General features: G+C 53.1%; 16 protein-coding genes, 3 tRNA genes and 1 other RNA gene. 9 read left to right on the forward strand and 11 right to left on the reverse strand.

From position 1 onward, the window contains the following. Positions 1 to 63: 63 nt before the first annotated feature. Positions 64 to 171: antisense sRNA RprA (rprA, locus tag IB226_RS03805), an RNA gene on the reverse strand. Positions 172 to 514: 343 nt separating this feature from the next. Beyond that, positions 515 to 1,627, reverse strand: coding sequence for an AI-2E family transporter YdiK (ydiK, locus tag IB226_RS03810; RefSeq protein WP_101764562.1), 1,113 nt, complete (start codon positions 1,625 to 1,627; stop codon positions 515 to 517). A 205-nt stretch (positions 1,628 to 1,832) separates the two neighbouring features. Here ydiK and IB226_RS03815 point away from each other — a divergent pair, with 205 nt between their 5' ends. Then, entirely contained in the window at positions 1,833 to 4,886 is a 3,054-nt protein-coding gene (locus IB226_RS03815) for an FAD-binding and (Fe-S)-binding domain-containing protein (RefSeq protein WP_192233646.1), read from the forward strand. 30 nt (positions 4,887 to 4,916) lie between these two features. Here the strand turns inward: IB226_RS03815 and IB226_RS03820 are convergent, their stop codons facing one another. After that, the gene (locus tag IB226_RS03820; RefSeq protein WP_101764560.1) at positions 4,917 to 5,321 is read right to left on the reverse strand and encodes a hypothetical protein; all 405 of its coding nucleotides are present in this window, start codon (positions 5,319 to 5,321) and stop codon (positions 4,917 to 4,919) included. 389 nt (positions 5,322 to 5,710) lie between these two features. Between IB226_RS03820 and sufA the strand changes: the two genes are divergently transcribed. The 7 genes from sufA to IB226_RS03855 all read left to right on the forward strand — a co-directional run bounded on the left by sufA (position 5,711) and on the right by IB226_RS03855 (position 12,324). Continuing rightward, on the forward strand, positions 5,711 to 6,085 hold the full coding sequence (gene sufA, locus IB226_RS03825; RefSeq protein WP_007892717.1) for a Fe-S cluster assembly scaffold SufA: 375 nt from the start codon (positions 5,711 to 5,713) through the stop codon (positions 6,083 to 6,085). Between the two features lie 7 nt (positions 6,086 to 6,092). Further along, on the forward strand, positions 6,093 to 7,586 hold the full coding sequence (sufB, locus tag IB226_RS03830; RefSeq protein ID WP_101764559.1) for a Fe-S cluster assembly protein SufB: 1,494 nt from the start codon (positions 6,093 to 6,095) through the stop codon (positions 7,584 to 7,586). A 34-nt stretch (positions 7,587 to 7,620) separates the two neighbouring features. Beyond that, on the forward strand, positions 7,621 to 8,367 hold the full coding sequence (gene sufC / locus IB226_RS03835; protein ID WP_008102973.1) for a Fe-S cluster assembly ATPase SufC: 747 nt from the start codon (positions 7,621 to 7,623) through the stop codon (positions 8,365 to 8,367). Next, positions 8,342 to 9,619 (forward strand): Fe-S cluster assembly protein SufD, encoded by a 1,278-nt coding sequence (gene sufD / locus IB226_RS03840; RefSeq protein ID WP_192233648.1) that lies wholly within the window; start codon positions 8,342 to 8,344, stop codon positions 9,617 to 9,619. Before sufC ends, sufD begins: the two co-directional genes overlap by 26 nt. Next, positions 9,616 to 10,839, forward strand: a complete 1,224-nt coding sequence (gene sufS, locus IB226_RS03845) for a cysteine desulfurase SufS (protein ID WP_192233650.1) — start codon at positions 9,616 to 9,618, stop codon at positions 10,837 to 10,839. Before sufD ends, sufS begins: the two co-directional genes overlap by 4 nt. Before the next feature lie 20 nt (positions 10,840 to 10,859). Next, positions 10,860 to 11,276: a cysteine desulfuration protein SufE gene (gene sufE, locus IB226_RS03850; RefSeq protein ID WP_101764556.1), complete on the forward strand. Its 417-nt coding sequence runs from the start codon at positions 10,860 to 10,862 to the stop codon at positions 11,274 to 11,276. A gap of 61 nt (positions 11,277 to 11,337) precedes the next feature. Beyond that, complete coding sequence (locus IB226_RS03855; RefSeq protein WP_101764555.1) at positions 11,338 to 12,324, forward strand: L,D-transpeptidase family protein; 987 nt, start codon at positions 11,338 to 11,340, stop codon at positions 12,322 to 12,324. A 75-nt stretch (positions 12,325 to 12,399) separates the two neighbouring features. On the opposite strand, the gene IB226_RS03860 is transcribed toward IB226_RS03855, so the two are convergent. From IB226_RS03860 to IB226_RS03885, 6 genes are all read right to left on the reverse strand, one after another. Further along, positions 12,400 to 12,636, reverse strand: coding sequence for a major outer membrane lipoprotein (locus tag IB226_RS03860; protein ID WP_007892735.1), 237 nt, complete (start codon positions 12,634 to 12,636; stop codon positions 12,400 to 12,402). Positions 12,637 to 12,940: 304 nt separating this feature from the next. Next, a complete protein-coding gene (gene pykF / locus IB226_RS03865; RefSeq protein WP_110866028.1) occupies positions 12,941 to 14,353 on the reverse strand; it encodes a pyruvate kinase PykF in 1,413 nt (470 codons plus the stop codon). Between the two features lie 342 nt (positions 14,354 to 14,695). Then, positions 14,696 to 14,772 (reverse strand) — tRNA-Val (locus IB226_RS03870). 20 nt (positions 14,773 to 14,792) lie between these two features. Further along, positions 14,793 to 14,869: transfer RNA gene (locus IB226_RS03875), tRNA-Val, on the reverse strand. Positions 14,870 to 14,872: 3 nt separating this feature from the next. Continuing rightward, positions 14,873 to 14,949, reverse strand: a tRNA-Val gene (locus IB226_RS03880). Between the two features lie 134 nt (positions 14,950 to 15,083). Beyond that, complete coding sequence (locus IB226_RS03885) at positions 15,084 to 16,457, reverse strand: MATE family efflux transporter (RefSeq protein ID WP_110866029.1); 1,374 nt, start codon at positions 16,455 to 16,457, stop codon at positions 15,084 to 15,086. Between the two features lie 197 nt (positions 16,458 to 16,654). Between IB226_RS03885 and IB226_RS03890 the strand changes: the two genes are divergently transcribed. Further along, entirely contained in the window at positions 16,655 to 17,299 is a 645-nt protein-coding gene (locus IB226_RS03890) for a riboflavin synthase subunit alpha (RefSeq protein ID WP_101764552.1), read from the forward strand. Between the two features lie 51 nt (positions 17,300 to 17,350). Here the strand turns inward: IB226_RS03890 and cfa are convergent, their stop codons facing one another. Together cfa and punC are read right to left on the reverse strand one after the other, a co-directional pair. After that, the gene (cfa, locus tag IB226_RS03895) at positions 17,351 to 18,499 is read right to left on the reverse strand and encodes a cyclopropane fatty acyl phospholipid synthase (RefSeq protein WP_110866031.1); all 1,149 of its coding nucleotides are present in this window, start codon (positions 18,497 to 18,499) and stop codon (positions 17,351 to 17,353) included. Between the two features lie 302 nt (positions 18,500 to 18,801). After that, positions 18,802 to 20,004 (reverse strand): purine nucleoside transporter PunC, encoded by a 1,203-nt coding sequence (gene punC, locus IB226_RS03900; protein ID WP_192233652.1) that lies wholly within the window; start codon positions 20,002 to 20,004, stop codon positions 18,802 to 18,804. Between the last annotated feature and the right edge of the window lie 42 nt (positions 20,005 to 20,046).

A 20,046-nucleotide genomic window follows, 5' to 3' on the forward strand; every position in this document is an offset into this window, starting at 1 on the left:
CGTGTCATTAATGTAATTATCAAGGTCAGCGCTGCTGGCCTTGTTTTTTTGTCTGAAAAAAAGCCAAAAAAAAGCCCATCACAGGGGATGGGCAAAGACTACACACAGCAATTCTTCACTTTACTCAGGGGAATAAGGTTGTTTAGAAATCAGTAGCTTGATTCAAAACATAGGAAACATGTTATTGATCAGGCTCGCTGGCGTCTTTAAGAATCCTCTTATTAGTTTAAAGCTGATAACCTTTCGTGGCCTTTTTCTTCCCTGCTAAGCGGCAATTCAGCTGTAAAAATAATCATTCCGTAAGAGAATTCCGCCTAAAGCGCCTAAAACTGCGTTTTTTCTTAAAAATCGCTTATGGAAAAAAATTATTATCAGTAAGAAATGCGCGGTGGCGATGTTGGGGCATTAGGCCGGTTAAAGTAAGGCCAGTGTAAAACTGAGAGAACGTGCATCTTCGCTAAGTGGGCGTTAATGTGAATGAGGTCGCCATGAACGGCGACCCGGCGGGGAACGCTTAATGTAGTTCTTCTTCGTGATCGGCCAACGCTTCGATGGCGGTCTGCACATCGTCATCCGGTTCGGGCGCTTCATGCATCCACACTGAAACCAGACGATAAGAAACCGCCAGCACCACCGGACCGATAAACAGCCCAATCATACCGAAAGCAATCAATCCGCCAATAACGCCGGAAAGAATCAGGATCATCGGTAGATCGGCACCCATGCGAATCAACACCGGACGCAACACGCTGTCCAGCGTACCGACCACGCAACTCCACACCAGCAGCACCGTGCCCCACGTGGTATCGCCGCTCCAGTACAGCCAGATAATCGCTGGCACTAACACTACCAGCGGCCCGAGCTGCACCAGGCAGGTCAGAATCATCAACACGGTTAACAGCGTGGCGTAAGGAATGCCGGAAATGGCTAAACCAATACCGCCGAGCACGCCCTGAACCAGCGCGGTGACCACCACGCCTAGCGCCACAGCACGAATCGCCTGACCGGCCAGCAGCACTGCGGCATCGCCACGGCGTCCACTCATGCGATAGGCAAAATGACGAATGCCGTGGCCCACCTGCTCGCCGCGCCAGTAGAGCAGCACGCTGAACAACAGCATCACGATGAGGTGCATCATAAAGCGGCCGAAGTGGCCGGCCTGCGCCACAAAGAAGCCGGTGGTGCGACCAATATAAGGCTGCACCTGATTCAGCATCGCCGCGCCGCCGCCATCCACTAATTTGTGGTAGCTCGAGTAGAGTTTCCTGCCGACGTAGGGAATCTGTCGCAACCAATCGAAGTCAGGCATTACCAGATGGCGCTGCGTTGCCCAGGCGATCACCGGCGCACTGTTATCAATCAGGCTGCTGACCAGCAGGGCGATAGGAATAATAAACAGCAGTAATAGCAATATGGTCATGGCGATCACCGCCAGCGAGCGGCGTCCCCACAACATGTGCTGTAGACGAATCATCAACGGCCAGGTGGCGATCACCACCATGCTGGCCCAGGCGAAGCCAAGAATAAAGGGCTGCACCACCCACAGACTGGCGATGATCATGATTAGAATGAACATCAGTGAAAACAGCATTTGCGGTAAATCCATACCGCGTTGCAGGTCTTTCATCACAACGGTTAACCTCGATTGAATCCTTCAGAGTGGGGCTGAACAGCCCTGATTAATGATGATCTATTTCCTGAAAATTAAACAGGAAAAGCAGCGACGGCGGCGCGCTTTCCTGAAAAAACAGCAGCCAGCAGAAAAGTATGATAAAACCAAGGGCTGAAAAAAATCACGACGCAAACGTTTACAACATCTCGGTCACTCAATAATGATCCCACAGATTTCTCAGGCACCGGGCCTCGTTCAACTGGTGCTGACATTCCTGCAGTCCTTGAAAGAGCAAGGCTTTACCGGCGATACCGCCACCAGCTATGCCGATCGCCTCTCGCTTGCCACCGACAACAGTATTTATCAGCTGCTGCCTGATGCGGCGCTGTTTCCGCGCTCGACGGCGGATGTGGCGTTGATTGCGCGCCTTGCCGGTGAAACCCGTTTTACCAGCCTGGTGTTTACGCCACGCGGTGGCGGCACCGGCACCAACGGACAGTCGCTGAATCAGGGCATCGTGGTAGATCTGTCGCGCTACATGAACCGCATCCTGGAAATCAACACCGAGCAAGGTTGGGTGCGGGTTGAAGCGGGCGTGGTGAAAGATCAGCTCAATGCGTGGCTCAAGCCGTATGGCTTCTTCTTCTCGCCGGAGCTCTCCACCAGCAACCGCGCCACGCTCGGCGGCATGATCAACACCGATGCTTCAGGCCAGGGTTCGCTGATGTATGGCAAAACCTCCGATCACGTGGAAGGCCTGCGCGCGGTGCTGCTGGGTGGCGACATCCTTGATACGCGCGCCATGCCGACTGAACTGGCGGAACAGCTGGCCAGCACGCCGACCGCGGAAGGGCGCATTTACCAGCAGGTGTTGAGTCGCTGCCGCGAACAGCGCGATCTGATTCTGGAGAAATTCCCCAGGCTCAATCGCTTCCTGACCGGCTACGATCTGCGTCATGTGTTCAGCGACGATTTGCAGACGTTTGATTTGACGCGTTTGCTGTGCGGCGCGGAAGGCACATTGGCCTTTATTACCGAAGCGCGCCTCGACATCACCCCCATCCCTAAAGTGCGCCGTCTGGTCAACATCAAATACGATTCGTTCGACTCGGCCCTGCGTAACGCCCCTATAATGGTGGAAGCCAAAGCGCTGTCGGTGGAAACCGTTGACTCAAAAGTCCTGAATCTGGCGCGAGAAGATATCGTCTGGCATTCGGTAAATGAATTAATTACCGATGTGCCAGATAAACAGTTGCTGGGGCTCAACATCGTGGAGTTTGCCGGTGATGATGGCGAACTGATTGAGCAGCAGATCAGCACGCTATGTCAGCGCTTAGATGAGCTGATGCAGCAGCAGATGGGCGGCGTCATCGGCTATCAACTGTGTGACGATTTAGGCGGCATTGAGCGCATCTATAATATGCGCAAAAAAGCGGTTGGCCTGTTGGGGAACGCCAAAGGGCGCGCCAAGCCGATTCCGTTTGTGGAAGATACCGCGGTGCCACCAGAACAGCTGGCGGATTACATCGTCGATTTTCGCGCGCTGCTTGACAGCCACGGCCTGAGCTACGGCATGTTTGGGCATGTGGATGCTGGCGTGCTACATGTGCGTCCGGCTCTGGATATGTGCGATCCGCAGCAGGAGCTGCTGATGAAGCAGATCTCTGATGAAGTGGTGGCGCTGACCGCGCGCTACGGCGGTTTATTGTGGGGCGAGCACGGCAAAGGTTTCCGCGCGCAGTACAGCCCTGAATTCTTTGGCGAAACGTTATTCAATGAACTGCGCCGCATCAAAGCCGCGTTCGATCCTGACAACCGCATGAATCCCGGCAAAATCTGTACACCGCTCGGCAGTGATGAGCCGATGATGCAGGTAGATGCGGTGAAACGCGGCACCTACGATCGGCAGATTCCGGTTACGGTGCGCAACGAGTGGCGCGGTGCGATGGAGTGTAATGGCAACGGTTTGTGCTTCAACTTCGATGCACGTAGCCCAATGTGCCCGTCGATGAAAATTACCCGCAACCGCATTCACTCGCCGAAAGGGCGCGCCACACTCACGCGTGAATGGCTGCGTTTGCTCTCCGAGCAGGGCGTGGATCCTACCCAACTTGAGCAGGCGCTGCCGAAACAGGGCGCCAGCTTGCGTACGCTGATTCAGCGCACGCGTAATACCTGGCACGCAAATCAGGGCGAATATGACTTCTCGCACGAAGTGAAAGAGGCGATGTCGGGCTGCCTGGCGTGTAAAGCCTGCTCGACGCAGTGCCCAATCAAGATCGATGTGCCGAACTTCCGTTCACGCTTCCTGCAGCTGTATCACACCCGCTATCTGCGCCCGATGAGCGATCATCTGGTAGCCACCGTGGAGAGTTACGCGCCGCTGATGGCCAAAGCGCCTAAGGTGTTCAACTTTTTCCTCAAGCAGCCGTGGATGCGCGAGCTGAGCAAAAAGCATATCGGCATGGTGGATTTGCCGCTGCTGTCATCGCCGAGCCTCAAGCAGCAGTTAGGCGGCCATCCGGCGATGAACCTGACGCTGGAGCAGTTAGAAGCGCTGGATGCGGCGCAACGCGAAAACTGCGTGCTGGTGGTACAAGATCCCTTTACCAGCTATTACGAGGCACAGCTGGTCACCGATTTCGTCAAGCTGATTGAGAAACTCGGTTATCGTCCGGTGCTGCTGCCGTTCTCACCGAATGGCAAGGCGCAACATGTGAAAGGCTTCCTGCAGCGCTTTGCGCGCACCGCCAGCAAAACCGCTGATTTTCTCAATCGCGTGGCAAAACTGGGCATGCCGATGGTCGGTGTCGATCCGGCGACAGTGCTCTGTTACCGCGATGAGTACCATCAGGTGCTGGGCGAGCAGCGCGGCGAGTTTAACGTGCAGCTGGTGCATGAGTGGCTGCAAACCGCCTTGTCGGCACGTGCGGAGCAAACCGCCAGCGGCGAAGCCTGGTATCTGTTTGCGCACTGCACCGAAGTGACCGCGCTACCGTCCACGCCGAATCAGTGGCAGAGCATTTTTGCGCGCTTTGGTGCGAAGCTGGAAAACGTCAATGTGGGCTGCTGCGGAATGGCGGGAACCTATGGCCATGAAAGCGTAAACCTGGAGAATTCGCTGGGGATTTATGAGCTGTCCTGGCATCCGCAATTGCAAAAGCTGCCGCGTCAGCGCTGTCTGGCAACCGGTTTTTCGTGTCGTAGCCAGGTAAAACGCGCAGAAGGCAACGGCATGCGTCATCCACTGCAAGCATTACTGGAAATGATGTAAACAAATTGTAGGAGACGTCACAAAGCTGGATTAGAATATCCAGCCTGCGTGGCGAACAAAATCACTCTGCAGGCGGGTGGCTTGATCCCACTCGCCGCTGAGCGCCAGTTGATGACACAAGCGTGTTAATGACAGGCGCGCCAGTTGATAGGCCTGAATCCGGAACAAACGGTCACGATCGGCATTGCCCATCTCCTGCACTAAGCGGTGATGGAGCTTGCCCATGGCATGCAGAAAGCTGTGATCGTCGCCGTTGATTTCGCAGATTTCTGCCATATCAAGACAGGTGTCGTTAAAGCGACGCAGTTGGTCGAGCGTGCAATCAGTGCGGTTGAGCTTTGCCTGAGCCATGTAGAAGTCAACGGTGATATCACGCACCGAAAACTTATATTCGTCGATTTTATGTTGTAACCAGGCTGAGACGGTAAGCGTCATATCGCCACCTTTTTAGGTTAATGATAATCATTATCATATTAAACCGCGTCAGGAATGCAATTCCCGCTGTGAAATTTTATTGATTTCCTCTGCCTGTTACTAAAATCGGTAATAACAATTTCTTTACATAGTGGAAAGGCGTAACCTATCAATCAGGATGGAAACGTAAAATTGATTTTGGAAATTTTACGACAATTTAACGGGTTACGTTGGTCAGGCGCGCACGGGAATGCTGCCGTCAATCTGCTTTTAAGCGACTATGCTTAATAAAGCAGCAGCAAAAAACAGCACGAGATGATTATCCCTGCAAAACAAGAGGTTGAAGTGATATCTGATATCACTACCATAGGGGGATAGCCTGAAAAGGCCCAGACATACGAGGTAGCACAATGTCATCAGTAAATGCCGACTCTTTTTCACCCGAAGATTTCGTCTGGAAAGGGCTCACGCTGACCGAATCGGCAGCGAAACAGATTCTTAACCTGGTAGAACAAGACCCTGAAGTCAAGGGCTTGAAACTGGGTGTGAAAACGTCCGGTTGTGCCGGTTTTGGGTACGTTATGGACCTGGTGAAAGATCCTGCCGATGACGACCTGCAGTTTGAGCAATTCGGCGCAAAACTGTTTGTGCCACTTCAGGCGATGCCGTTTGTTGACGGTACCGAGCTGGATTATGTCCGCGAAGGTCTTAACCAGATTTTTAAATTCAACAACCCTAAAGCTCAACACGCCTGCGGGTGCGGTGAAAGCTTTGGCGTCGAGTAAGTGAAATATGTCACGACACAGCGAAGCATCTGACGATGTACAAATGTGGGAAGGTAAGCTCAACTATAAAGAGGGCTTCTTTACCCAGTTACAAACTGAAGAATTTGCCCACGGCATCAATGAAGATGTGGTGCGCGCCATTTCGGCTAAACGTAACGAACCTGAATGGATGCTTGAATTCCGTCTCAAGGCGTTCCGCGCCTGGGAGCAAATGGAAGAGCCGCACTGGCTGAAAGCGCACTACGAGAAACTGGATTATCAGGATTACAGCTATTATTCCGCGCCGTCCTGCGGCAACTGCGATGACAGCTGTGCTTCTGAACCCGGTGCCACGCAAACCTCCGGCAGCGTCGCGTCCAGCGACTACCTGACGAAGGAAGTGGAAGACGCGTTCAACCAGTTAGGCGTTCCGGTGCGTGAAGGTCGTGAAGTGGCGGTGGATGCGATTTTCGACTCCGTCTCCGTTTCAACCACCTATCGCGGCAAGCTGGCGGAGCAGGGCATCATCTTCTGCTCGTTCGGCGAAGCGATTCACGATCACCCTGAGCTGGTGCAGAAGTATCTCGGCACCGTCGTGCCGCCAAACGATAACTTCTTCGCTGCGCTGAACTCCGCTGTGGCCTCTGACGGTACCTTCGTTTATATCCCGAAAGGCGTACGTTGCCCGATGGAGCTGTCGACCTATTTCCGCATCAACGCGGCAAAAACCGGTCAGTTCGAGCGCACCATTTTGATCGCCGATGAAGACAGCTACGTCAGCTACATCGAAGGTTGCTCTGCGCCTGTGCGTGACACCTATCAGCTGCACGCCGCAGTGGTAGAAGTGATCATCCATAAAAACGCTGAAGTGAAATACTCCACCGTACAGAACTGGTTCCCAGGCGGCGAAGGCGAGGGCGGTATCCTCAACTTCGTGACCAAACGTGCTCTGTGCGAAGGCGATCACAGCAAGATGTCCTGGACACAGTCTGAGACCGGTTCGGCGATCACCTGGAAATATCCAAGCTGCATTCTGCGCGGTGATTACTCGATCGGTGAGTTCTACTCGGTCGCACTGACCGCAGGCCGCCAGCAGGCGGATACCGGTACCAAGATGATTCACATTGGTAAAAACACCAAGTCGACCATCATCTCCAAAGGTATCTCTGCCGGTAAGAGTCAGAACACCTATCGTGGCCTGGTGAAAATTATGCCAACCGCGACCAACGCGCGTAACTTCACCCAGTGTGACTCGATGCTGATTGGTGCCGAGTGCGGTGCGCACACCTTCCCGTATGTGGAAACGCGCAACAACACCGCCCATCTGGAGCACGAAGCCACCACCTCGCGCATCGGTGAAGATCAGATGTTCTACTGCCTGCAGCGTGGCATCAGCGAAGAAGATGCGATCTCAATGATCGTCAACGGCTTCTGCAAAGACGTTTTCTCCGAGCTGCCACTGGAATTCGCCGTGGAAGCGCAAAAATTGTTAGCTATCAGCCTTGAGCACAGTGTGGGCTGATGCCCGTTGCCGGAAGCAATGTGAAGGAAAGAGTATGTTAAGCATTAAAGATTTGCAGGTTAGCGTTGAAGACAAAGAGATTTTGCGCGGTCTGAACCTCGAAGTGAAACCGGGCGAAGTCCACGCCATCATGGGACCGAACGGTTCAGGTAAAAGTACCCTGTCTGCAACGCTGGCTGGCCGTGAAGATTACGAAGTCACTGGCGGTTCTGTCACCTTCAAGGGCAAAGACCTGCTGGAACTTGAGCCAGAAGAGCGTGCCGGTGAAGGCATCTTCATGGCGTTCCAGTATCCGGTAGAAATTCCGGGCGTCAGCAACCAGTTTTTCCTGCAGACCTCGGTCAACGCGGTACGTAAATACCGTGAGCAGGAGCCGCTGGACCGTTTCGACTTCCAGGATTTCATCGAAGATAAAATCCAGCTGCTGAAGATGCCAGAAGATTTGCTGACCCGTTCAGTGAACGTGGGCTTCTCCGGTGGTGAGAAGAAGCGTAACGACATCCTGCAGATGGCGGCACTGGAACCTGAGCTGTGTATCCTTGATGAAACCGACTCCGGTCTGGATATCGATGCGCTGAAAATCGTGGCAGAAGGCGTAAACAGCCTGCGCGACGGTAAGCGTTCATTCATCATCGTGACGCACTACCAGCGTATTCTGGATTACATCAAGCCGGACCACGTACACGTGCTGTATCAGGGCAAGATCGTTAAATCTGGCGACTTCTCGCTGGTGAAACAGTTGGAGGAGCAAGGCTATGGCTGGCTTACCGACCAGGAGTGATAACGCCATGCAGCAGTGGCATCATCTGTTTGAATCGCGCGGTGACGAACGTTCTTTGCAGGCGCAGCAGCACTGGCAGCAACTGATGCGTGTCGGCCTGCCGACGCGTAAGCATGAAAACTGGAAATACACGCCGCTTGATGGCCTATTGGCGCAGCAGTTTGTGCTGCCGCAGCCGCAGCAAGTGAGCGCGGAACAAGTTGAAGCGCTGGCGCTGCCGATTGATGCGGTGCGTCTGGTGTTTGTTGACGGCCGTTTTCAGGCTGAATTGAGCAGCCGCGATACCGGCCTGTTTGAAATTCAGCATGCGCAGGCTTCTGATCGTCGTCCGCTGCCGGCACCGATTCAGCCAGAAGTGTTCCTGCATCTTACTGAAAGTCTGGCAGAAGAAGCCACGACAATTCGTCTGGCGCGTGGCAAATCAGCGGCTAAACCGCTTTATCTGTTGCACATCACCAGCGGTCAGGACGCGGGCACCAACACCGTGCACCATCGCCACCATCTGCAGCTGGAAGCCAGCGCAGAAGCGGAAGTGATTGAGCACTATGTCACGCTGAATGACGTGGCGCACTTTACCGGCGCGCGTTTCACTTTCGACGTGGCCGACAATGCCAAACTGCAGCACATCAAACTGTCATTTGAGAGCGAGAAGGCTTACCACTTCGCGCACAATGATGTGGTGATGGGCCGCGATGCGAATGTGGCCACTACCAGCTTCCTGCTGGGTGCGGGCTTATCGCGTCACAACACCAGCGCGCAGCTGAATGGCGAAAATACCAATCTGGCGATCAACAGCTTGTCGTTGCCGGTGAATCAGGAAGTGTGCGATACCCGCAGCTATCTGGAACACAACAAAGGCTACTGCACCAGCCGTCAGATGCATAAAGTCATCGCGCGCGATAAAGGTCGTGCGGTGTTCAACGGCATGATCAAAGTGGCGCAGCACGCGCTGAAAACCGATGGACAGATGACTAACAACAACCTGTTGCTGGGCCGTCTGGCTGAAGTGGACACCAAGCCGCAGCTGGAAATCTATGCGGATGACGTGAAGTGCAGCCACGGTGCGACCATTGGTCGTATTGATGAAGAGCAGATGTTCTACCTGCGCTCGCGCGGCATCGATGAGACTGCCGCACAGCGTATGATCATCCATGCCTTTGCCGCTGAACTCACCGAAACGCTGGAGAATCCGGTATTGCGTCAGGTGGTGCTGCAGCGCATTGCCGCGCGTATCCCGGGAGTTGAGTCATGAGTTTCGATCTCGAACGCATCAGAGCGGAATTTCCGATTCTGAAACGTGAGGTCAACGGACATCCGCTGGCCTACCTTGATAGCGCGGCCAGTGCACAGCGCCCGCTCGCGGTCATCAATGCGGAAAGTTATTTCTACCAGCACGGCTATGCGGCCGTGCACCGTGGTATCCATTCGTTGAGCGCGCAGGCGACCACCGACATGGAGAACGTACGTCATCAGGCCGCGCGTTTTCTTAACGCCGCTTCGCCAGAAGAGATTATTTTCGTCAAAGGCACCACGGAAGCCATCAATCTGGTGGCGAACAGTTGGGGCGGCAGTCAGTTGCAGCCGGGCGACAACATCATCGTCACCGTGATGGAGCATCACGCTAACATCGTGCCGTGGCAAATGGTGGCGCAGCGTACCGGCGCAGAAATTCGCGTTTTGCCGCTGAATGCGCAGGGCGAGCTGGCGCTGGAACAGCTGAGCGGCTTGATTGATAGCCGCACCCGTTTGCTGGCGGTCACCCACGTTTCTAACGTGCTCGGCACCGTCAATCCCGTAAAAACTATCGTGGCACAAGCGAAAGCCGCTGGTGTGATTACGTTGGTGGATGGCGCGCAGGCGGTGATGCATCACACGGTGGATGTGCAGGATATTGACTGCGACTTCTACGCTTTCTCCGGCCATAAAATTTATGGTCCAACTGGCATTGGTGTGCTGTATGCGCGTAAAGCGTTGCAGGAGATCATGCCACCCTGGGAAGGCGGCGGTTCGATGATTTCGGAGGTTGTGCTGCCAACCGGCACCACCTTTAACACTACGCCATGGCGTTTCGAAGCGGGCACGCCGAATACCGGCGGCATCATTGGTTTGGGTGCGGCGTTAACGTGGATCAGCGAACTGGGCCTGGACGTGATTCATCAGCGCGAATCGATGCTGATGCGTTATGCGCTGGACAAACTGGCTTCGGTGCCGGATCTGGTGATTTACGGTCCGGAAAGTCGCAGCGGCGTGGTGGCCTTCAACCTCGGCAACCATCACGCCTTTGATGTCGGTAGTTTCCTTGATCAATACGGTATTGCGATCCGCACCGGCCATCACTGTGCGATGCCGCTGATGCGTCATTATGCGGTGCCGGCCATGTGTCGTGCCTCCTTCGCGCTGTACAACACCGAAGAAGAAGCCGATCGTCTGGCCGCAGGTTTGACCCGTATTCATCGTCTGCTGGGCGGTTGAGCAGACTTCAGGAGTGATTCATGGCGAATTTGCCAGATAAAGAGAGATTAGTGCGTAACTTCAATCGTTGCGCAAACTGGGAAGAGAAGTACCTCTACATCATTGAACTCGGTGGGAAATTACCAGAATCCTCCGAAAGCTTACAGCAGCCGGAGCACGTGATTTCAGGTTGTCAGAGCCAGGTGTGGATACGCATGACCCCGCAGGCCGATGGCACCATCGCCCTCGAAGGCGATAGCGATGCCGCCATCGTTAAGGGGTTGATTGCAGTGGTATTTAGTCTGTATCAAGGGCTTAAGGCGTCAGAGATTCTCGATCTCGATGTGCGCCACTGGTTCGGCGAATTGGCGCTGACCTCACATCTCACTCCCTCGCGTTCGCAGGGGCTGGAAGCGATGATTCGCGCGATCCGGCATAACGCTCAGACCCTCAGCTAAGTTACACTCTCCAGACCCCGGCTTGACCGGGGTCTGTTCTATCCGACAAAGAGAAAATTGCATGAAACCAGCCTTACGTTTAGCCGGTGCATTGCTGTTGTCCTGTTGCGGACTCTCTGCACCTGCATTTGCTACGGAATATCCCCTACCAGCCGATAACAGCCGTTTGATTGGCGAAAACACCCTGACCACCGTGCCGGATGACAAGCGGCCGCTGGAGAGCATTGCCGCACGTTATAAGATAGGCATGCTCGGCATGCTTGAAGCTAATCCAGGCGTTGATCCCTGGCTACCCAAGGCTGGCACACAATTAACCGTGCCACTGCAGATGCTGCTACCCGATGCACCACGGGAAGGTATCGTGATTAACCTCGCGGAACTGCGACTTTACTATTATCCGAAAGGTGAAGATCGTGTGGTCGTCTATCCGATCGGGATTGGTCAGTTAGGCGCTATGACGCCAACCATGGTCACCAGCATCAGCCAGAAAATCCCGAATCCTACCTGGACGCCAACCACCAATATCCGCAAGCGCTACGCCAAAGAGGGCATTACTTTGCCGGGCGTGGTGCCAGCCGGGCCTGATAACCCAATGGGGCTGTTTGCGATGCGTCTGGCGCGTGGGACCGGTCAGTATTTGATTCACGGCACCAATGCTGACTTTGGTATTGGCATGCGCGTGAGTTCCGGCTGCATTCGCCTGCGACCGGATGATATTGAAGCGCTGTTCAATAGCGTGCCGAAAGGGACGCGGGTGCAGGTGATCAATCAGCCCATCAAATATGCGATTGAGCCCGACGGTAAGCGCTACGTTGAAGTGCATCAGCCGTTATCACGTAATGATAAGGACGATCCGCAAACCATGCCGATTGCGCAGTCAGCGCAGCTGAAAGCCTTCTCGAAGAGCGAGAAGAGTGATACGGCGTTGATCAAGGAAGCGATAGCCCGACGTTCCGGAATGCCGGTATTAGTGAGCAGCGGTGAGCCGGTGACAGATGAAAGCGCAGTACCAATGGAGCAGCGTGGTGAGGCCGTGGCGCAGCCCTGAATTCGGACCAGAGAATCGCAGAATCAGGACAAAAAAAATGGTGCCACATGGGCACCATTTTTCAAACCAGAACTCTTACTTACGGTAAGAGTGAGCCTGGTTGTCCAGACGCTGGTTAGCACGAGCTGCGTCATCTTTAGCAGCCTGAACGTCAGAACGGATTGCGTTCACGTCGTTGCTCAGCTGATCAACTTTAGCGTTCAGAGTCTGAACGTCTGAAGACAGTTGGTCGATTTTAGCGTTGCTTGAGCAACCAGCCAGCATAGTTGAAGCCAGGATTACAGCGCCCAGTACCAGTTTAGTGCGATTCATTCTTTATACCCTCTAGATTGAGTTAATCTCCATGTAGCGTTACAAGTATTACACAAAGCTTTTTGAGTTGAGAATAAATTTTTGATGAGAACATGCTTAAATTTGATCGTTCGCTCAAAGAAACAGCATTTAACAGAAGATGATGAAAATAATTAGCTAAAACAGAGAGATTTAATCGGACTAACCTTAATCATACGAGATTTTGAATAGTTAATTTCGATTGGAAATTTCTGGCTTTTGTATTACCTCGGCAATAAAAAAAGCGCCTTTAAAAGGCGCTTTTAAATAAAAATTCAGTTGCTAATCAGATTACATGTACAGACGCGGTGTTTGTCGTTCCGCTTGGTACTAATGCACCTGAAACCATTACCACCACATCGCCTTTCTGCGCATATCCGCTTTCCAGCGCCATTTCTTTACCAATGCGGTAGAAATCATCAGTTGAGGCAATTTCTCTCACCAGATGAGTTTCGATACCTTTGCTCAGAATCAGCTGACGAGCGGTGGTTTCGTTGGTGGTGAGCGCCAGAATGGTGGCATCCGGGAAATACTTACGGATAGCTTTAGCAGATTTACCACCTTCGGTGGCTACAACAATCAGTGGTGCTTCCAGCTTCTCTGCAGTCTCAACGGCACCGCGGCATACCGCTTCGGTGATGCGCAGCTTGCGTGAGTCCTGCAGCGAGTCAATGCGCGATTTCATCACGCGGTCGGTACGCTCACAGATGGTCGCCATGATGGTGACCGACTCCAGTGGATAACGACCTTTAGCACTCTCACCAGACAGCATGACCGCATCGGTACCATCGAGGATGGCGTTCGCCACGTCGCCGGCTTCCGCGCGGGTAGGGCGAGGGTTCTTGATCATGGAATCCAGCATCTGCGTCGCGGTGATGACCACTTTGCGTGCTTTATTACATTTCTTAATCATCATCTTCTGCGCGAAGATTACTTCCTCAACCGGGATCTCAACGCCGAGGTCGCCACGAGCAACCATGATGCCGTCTGAGGCTTCGAGGATCTCATCGAAGTTGTTCAGGCCTTCCTGGTTCTCGATTTTCGATATGATCTGGATATGCTCGCCGCCATGCGCTTTCAGGTGCTCACGGATTTCCAGCACGTCAGAACGCTTACGGATAAACGAAGCGGCGACGAAATCAACGTTCTGCTCGCAACCAAAGATCAGGTCGCGTTTATCTTTTTCCGCCAATGCAGGCAGCTGAATGGAGACACCTGGCAGGTTAACGCCCTTGTTCTCACCCAGATCGCCATTGTTTAGGACATTACAGATTACTGAATTCTCAGTCACTTCTGTGACCTGCATACCGATCAAACCATCGTCGACCAGAACGGTGTTACCAATTTTCAGGTCTTCAGTGAAGCCGGCGTAGGTCACGGCAACACGTTCGCTGTTACCAATGACTGACTGATCGGTGGTGAAGGTGAAGGTCTGGCCGGCTTTCAACGACACATCGTTGCCGCCTTCCAGTTTCATGGTACGAATTTCCGGACCTTTGGTGTCCAGCAGAATAGCGGCCTGACGACCGGTTTTTTCCATAACGGCACGCATGTTGGTAATGCGTTGGCCATGTTCAGCGTAATCCCCGTGCGAGAAGTTAAGGCGCATCACGTTCATGCCCGCTTCCAGCAGTTGGGTCAGCATTTCTTCGGATTCGGTTTTTGGACCGATAGTACAAACGATTTTGGTCTTTTTCATGTCAGGTTTTCTATAAGTTGTGATGGATGATAAAGGTCGGGATTCGATGCGCACGGCACCGAAGTGAGAATATTTATGGTGTTGGATCGGATTTCACAGAAATAAGAATAGGAGACGAAAGCAAAGCGTGCAGAGAAGTTATGCAGTACGCGAGGCAACTGAGTGATCAGTGTTGCGCAAATCATTGGAGTTGTTTGCATAGGCACGTTAGCGCTGAAACCTTTCAGGTGGAACAACGCGGCATAGTATAGTCGCTAAGTATGCGAAAACCAATATAAAAGCGGCGCGATATAGACGATGCAGATCAAGAAAAAGGTGTTGCGCAAGGAGATAAAACCAGAGTGGTGCGCTCTAATGGACTCGAACCATCGACCCCCACCATGTCAAGGTGGTGCTCTAACCAACTGAGCTAAGAGCGCATTGAGGAAATTCACAAAATTGGTGCGTCCGAGTGGACTCGAACCACCGACCCCCACCATGTCAAGGTGGTGCTCTAACCAACTGAGCTACGGACGCACTTGGTGCGCTCTAATGGACTCGAACCATCGACCCCCACCATGTCAAGGTGGTGCTCTAACCAACTGAGCTAAGAGCGCAACACGCTGTCAGGGCGACAGCGGGGACGAATATTAACGGCAGGCCGTGATGCTGGCAAGGGGAAAAAGTGTTTTTCCCCTACGACTGACCAGCAACTGTGCTATGCGTCGTTTTTTTCGCCGTTACCAGCCACTTAGCGCGCGGCGCGCGCCAGGATGACCTGCGCAGGCAGGCGCTGCAAACGACGGATGCGCCAAATCATCATCACTGCTGCGGAGGTCAGGCCGATAATAAAGCCACACCAGAAGCCGGCGGGACCCAACTTCGGCAATACCCAATCCGTCATCGCCAGTACATAACCCACCGGCAAACCCAGCACCCAGTAGGCGATAAAGGTGATGAAGAAGATCGAGCGCGTGTCTTTATAACCGCGCAAGATACCGCTGCCAATCACCTGAATTGAATCTGAGAACTGATAAATCGCCGCCAGCAACATCAGCTGTGCCGCAAGGGTAATGACTTCTGGATTTGCCGTGTACAGGCCAGCGATATCGTGACGGAAAATCACGGTAAACAGTGCGGTGATGGCCGCCATGCTGATGCCGACGCCTTGCCCGGTCCACGCAGCAACGCGCGCTTGTTCGGCCGAACCTTGTCCCAGCCGATAGCCAACGCGAATGGTAGTGGCGACGCCGAGCGACAGCGGCAACACGAACATCAGCGAGCTGAAGTTGAGTGCAATCTGGTGTCCGGCCACTTTCACGATACCGAGCGGTGATACCAACAGCGCCACCACGGCAAACAGCGTCACCTCAAAGAACAGCGCCAATGCCACCGGCAAACCCAGCGTGAACAGGCGTGACAAAATCGCACGTGACGGTGCAGACCAGCGCATTTTCATACGGATGTCGCGCATGCTTGCCATGCGTTTCACCCAGAAGCGCATCACCAGGAACATCACCCAATAGACCGATGCCGTCGCCACGCCGCAGCCGACGCCGCCTAAGGCCGGCATACCAAAATGGCCGTAAATGAACACATAGTTGAGCGGAATGTTCACCATTAGGCCGAGGAAGCCGAGCAGCATCGCCGGTTTGGTTTTCGACAAACCTTCGCATTGGTTGCGCATCACCTGGAACAGCAGGTAACCTGGTGCGCCCCACAGCAACGCATGCAGGTATCCTTCGGCTTTGGCGGCCAATTCAGGATCGATATCATGCATGGTGTTAATCAGATAACCGGCGTTCCACAGCACCACCATAATCAGGAGTGCAACACCGATTGCCATCCAGTATCCCTGGCGTACTTGTTCCGCGATACGTTCGCGTCGTCCTGAACCGTTGAGTTGCGCAACGGTAGGCGTCAAAGCCAGTAGAAGACCATGACCAAACAGAATGGCGGGAAGCCAGATAGAGGTGCCGACAGCGACGGCGGCCATATCCGTGGCGCTTACCGCACCGGCCATAACAGTATCTACAAATCCCATCGCAGTCTGGGCCACCTGAGCAAGGATGACCGGGATCGCGAGGGCCAGCAATTGACGCGCTTCGGTAAAATACTTCTGCACGTTACACCTGCTTAATTAATGAAGAGAGCGGGGCGAAATCCCCAAAGAATGCGCGCACAGTGTAGCGGCAGCGCTGGCTTCCGCCAAACGTTGATCGCATTTTGTTTAGCAATTTGTGTAAAGTTTGAACTCCGCCAAATTAAGCTGCCGCCGACAAGCTGTGATAAACTGACGCAAACTTTGCAGAGGCTAAGATTATGTTTACTGGAATTGTGCAAGGCACGGCAGAAATTGTCGGCATTGAAGAGAAAGATCTGTTTCGTACCCATATTGTGCGCTTACCGGATGACCTGTTACCGGGACTGGCGCTGGGCGCATCGGTAGCCCACAACGGCTGCTGCCTAACTGTGACCGAGATTAATGGCGATCGGGTTAGCTTCGATCTGATTAAAGAAACATTGCGCATTACCAACCTGGGTGAATTACAGGTCGGGGATGTAGTGAATATTGAGCGTGCAGCGAAGTTCAGTGATGAAATTGGCGGCCATTTAATGTCTGGCCATATTATGACCACGGCGGAAATTTGCAAAATCATCCAGTCAGAAAACAACCGCGAAATCTGGTTTAAATTACAGGACGCCACGCAGATCAAATATATTCTGCATAAAGGTTTTGTGGGTATCGACGGAATTAGTTTGACCGTTGGCGACGTTACCAAAAGCAAGTTCTGTGTGCATCTGATTCCGGAAACCCTCGAGCGCACCACGTTAGGCGCGAAGAAGTTTGGTCAGAAGGTCAATATTGAGATTGATCCTCATACGCAGGCCATTGTGGAAACCGTTGAACGCGTATTAGCGCAGCGTGAAGCTGCTGCACTGGCGCAGATTGCCAGCGCAGAATAATGGCGCTAAAAAAGGCGCCCTGCGGCGCCTTGATTTATTTCTGCAAGCTCATTAACGCGCTACGCGTAATCCGCCATCCTTGCCACGACTGAATACCACCTGCCACAGCTGAATATCACGGGCACGAAACGCACCGGCGCAGGCGTTGAGATAATAGTCGAACATTCGTTTAAAACGTTCGCCATATTTCTCAGCCAGCTGCGGCCACGCCGCCTGAAAACGTTCATACCATGCCATTAACGTCGTATCGTAATCTGCGCCAAAGTTATGCCAATCTTCCATGACGAAATGTGGCTCACTGGCATCAGCGATTTGACGTACCGACGGCAGACAACCGTTCGGGAAGATATATTTATCAATCCACGGATCGACATTCATATCCGTTGTGAGGGCACCAATGGTGTGCAGTAAAAATATGCCGTCTGGTTTGAGATTGCGGTCAGCAACATCAAAATAAGTGGCATAGTTTTTCGGCCCGACATGTTCAAACATTCCGACAGAAACAATGCGATCATATTGATTATTCAGGTCGCGATAGTCCTGCAGTAAAATAGTGACATCCAGTCCTTCACAGCGTTGTTGTGCCAGTTTTTGTTGCTCTGCAGAAATAGTGACGCCATGCACCGTGACGCCATAATGGCGTGCGGCATATTCCGCCAGTCCGCCCCAGCCACAACCGATATCCAACAGCGTCATGCCCGGTTCAAGTTGTAACTTGCGGCAAATCATATCCAGTTTGGCCTGCTGCGCGTTTTCCAACGTATCAGCATCTTTCCAGTAGCCGCAGGAATATTGCATATAGGGGTCAAGCATCAGTGAGAAAAGATCATTACCCAGGTCGTAATGCTCTTTACCCACAATCCAGGCGCGTTTTTTCGATTGCAAATTAGTAAGACGCGCGGCGGCGATGCGCAACGTATCTTTAAAATGCCGCGGTAATTGTTTATCCAGATGGTGTTTTAAAACGCGATGGAAGAACATATCAAGCTGTTCGCACTCCCACCAACCATCCATGTAACTTTCACCTAATCCGAGCGATCCTTCCTCGAGCACGCGTTTAAAAAAATCTGGATGCTTTACCTGAATATCCCAGGGACGAGTGCCATTAACTGCAATATCAGCACGCTCTAGCAGTTCATTGACGATCCGAAACCAGTGGTTTTCTTCAAGGCTCACTTCTTCTATAACAGATGAACTCATAGCTTCTCCATCACCTTCCGATCTGAACCTGAGAAAAAGAATAGCCAATTTCCCAAGACCTGTGAGAGAACTCACGGAAAATCCGTGCGCCAGAAATCCGACGTTTTACAGAGGCATGAATTTGAATAGAAAAGTTGGACGCCGCACTGGAGTATCGTGCAGACGCCATCCCGCGACAGAGTCGCTAAAGGTATTACATTTATATTATTGATTTAATACAGAATTACTGACCCACTGAGTATATGCTCACGTGGGTCAATATTCAACGGGTTATCGTTAGTTTGCTAACGAAAAGCGTTGGCTTAGAGATTATCTTCGCAGGGACGGGAAGTGTGGGCAATATCACTTTGTGCGTTTGCCGATCGCTGGCAGACAAAGCCCGCCCACGCCAGTACCACGGTGGCCACCATCACTAATGTGGTGTTGAACAGCGCCTGCTCAAGGCCGGCGGAGACCAGCAGGCTGGCGACAAAGCACAATCCCAACTGGAATAAGTTCTGTAATCCCGCCGCTTTACCGGTGGCATGCGGGAAGGGCGCTAATGCGCTGGCAACCACAATCGGATAGATCGCGCCATTGGCCAGCGCCATGCCGCAGAAGGGCATCAGCAGCACAAACAGCGGCGCTGAAGGCATTAGAGCGATGACAAACAGACTCAAAATACTCAGGCTGTACAGCACCAGCAACCACGGCAGCAGTTGCGCGCCCTGATAACGATTTAACAGCGCGCGGCAGCCAAAGCCGCCAATCAGAAACGCAATGGTCTGCGGAATATAGCTCAGGCCAATATCGCCCGGCGTCAGGCCAGCTGCGGCGAGAATGAAAGGTGAGCCCGTCAGCCACGCGAAAAAGCTCGCCGAACATGCCGAATAGATTAAGACGTTACCGCTGTAGACGCGGGTACCTAGCAAAGTCAACCAGCCGGGTTGTTTACCTGAGGCGACTTTCTCGCGCTTAGGCGAGGTTAACTGCATCGTACCGATCAGCAACACCACGGCAACCAGCGTCAGCGTGATAAAGATGCTGCGCCAGTGGAAGTGGCCGATCAGCCAGGCGCCGAGCAGCGGTGCCAGCGCCGGAGACAGCGCAACCAGCGGCATAATCGTTGCAAACACTTTATTGGCTTTCGCTTTTGGATAGTGATCCACCACCAGCGCCTGCCAGCTCACGGCAGCCGCACACACGCCAATCGCCTGCACAAAACGCAGCGCCAGCATCAGGCGGACATCGGTCACCCACAGCATTCCCAGACAACCGAGGGCGAAGATGGCCAGGCCCGCCAGCAAAATCGGCTTACGTCCATAACGATCTGATAGCGGTCCCCAAAATACCTGGGCACAGGCAAAACCGCCGAGAAACAGACTCAGGCTGGCGCTGATGGTGCCGGGTGCGCTAGCAAAATCACGCTGCATATCGCCAAAGGCGGGTAAATACATATCCGTGGCAAGAAAGCCGAGCATGCTGAGCACGGCGAGATAAGGCATAAATGCTTTAGACGACAACATGTTGATTCTCTTTTGGGCAGGGTAAACGCCGGGGAGTGTAAA

Origin of the sequence: Pantoea sp. PNT03 (assembly GCF_014852515.1) — a bacterium.
Classification (GTDB): domain Bacteria; phylum Pseudomonadota; class Gammaproteobacteria; order Enterobacterales; family Enterobacteriaceae; genus Pantoea; species Pantoea leporis.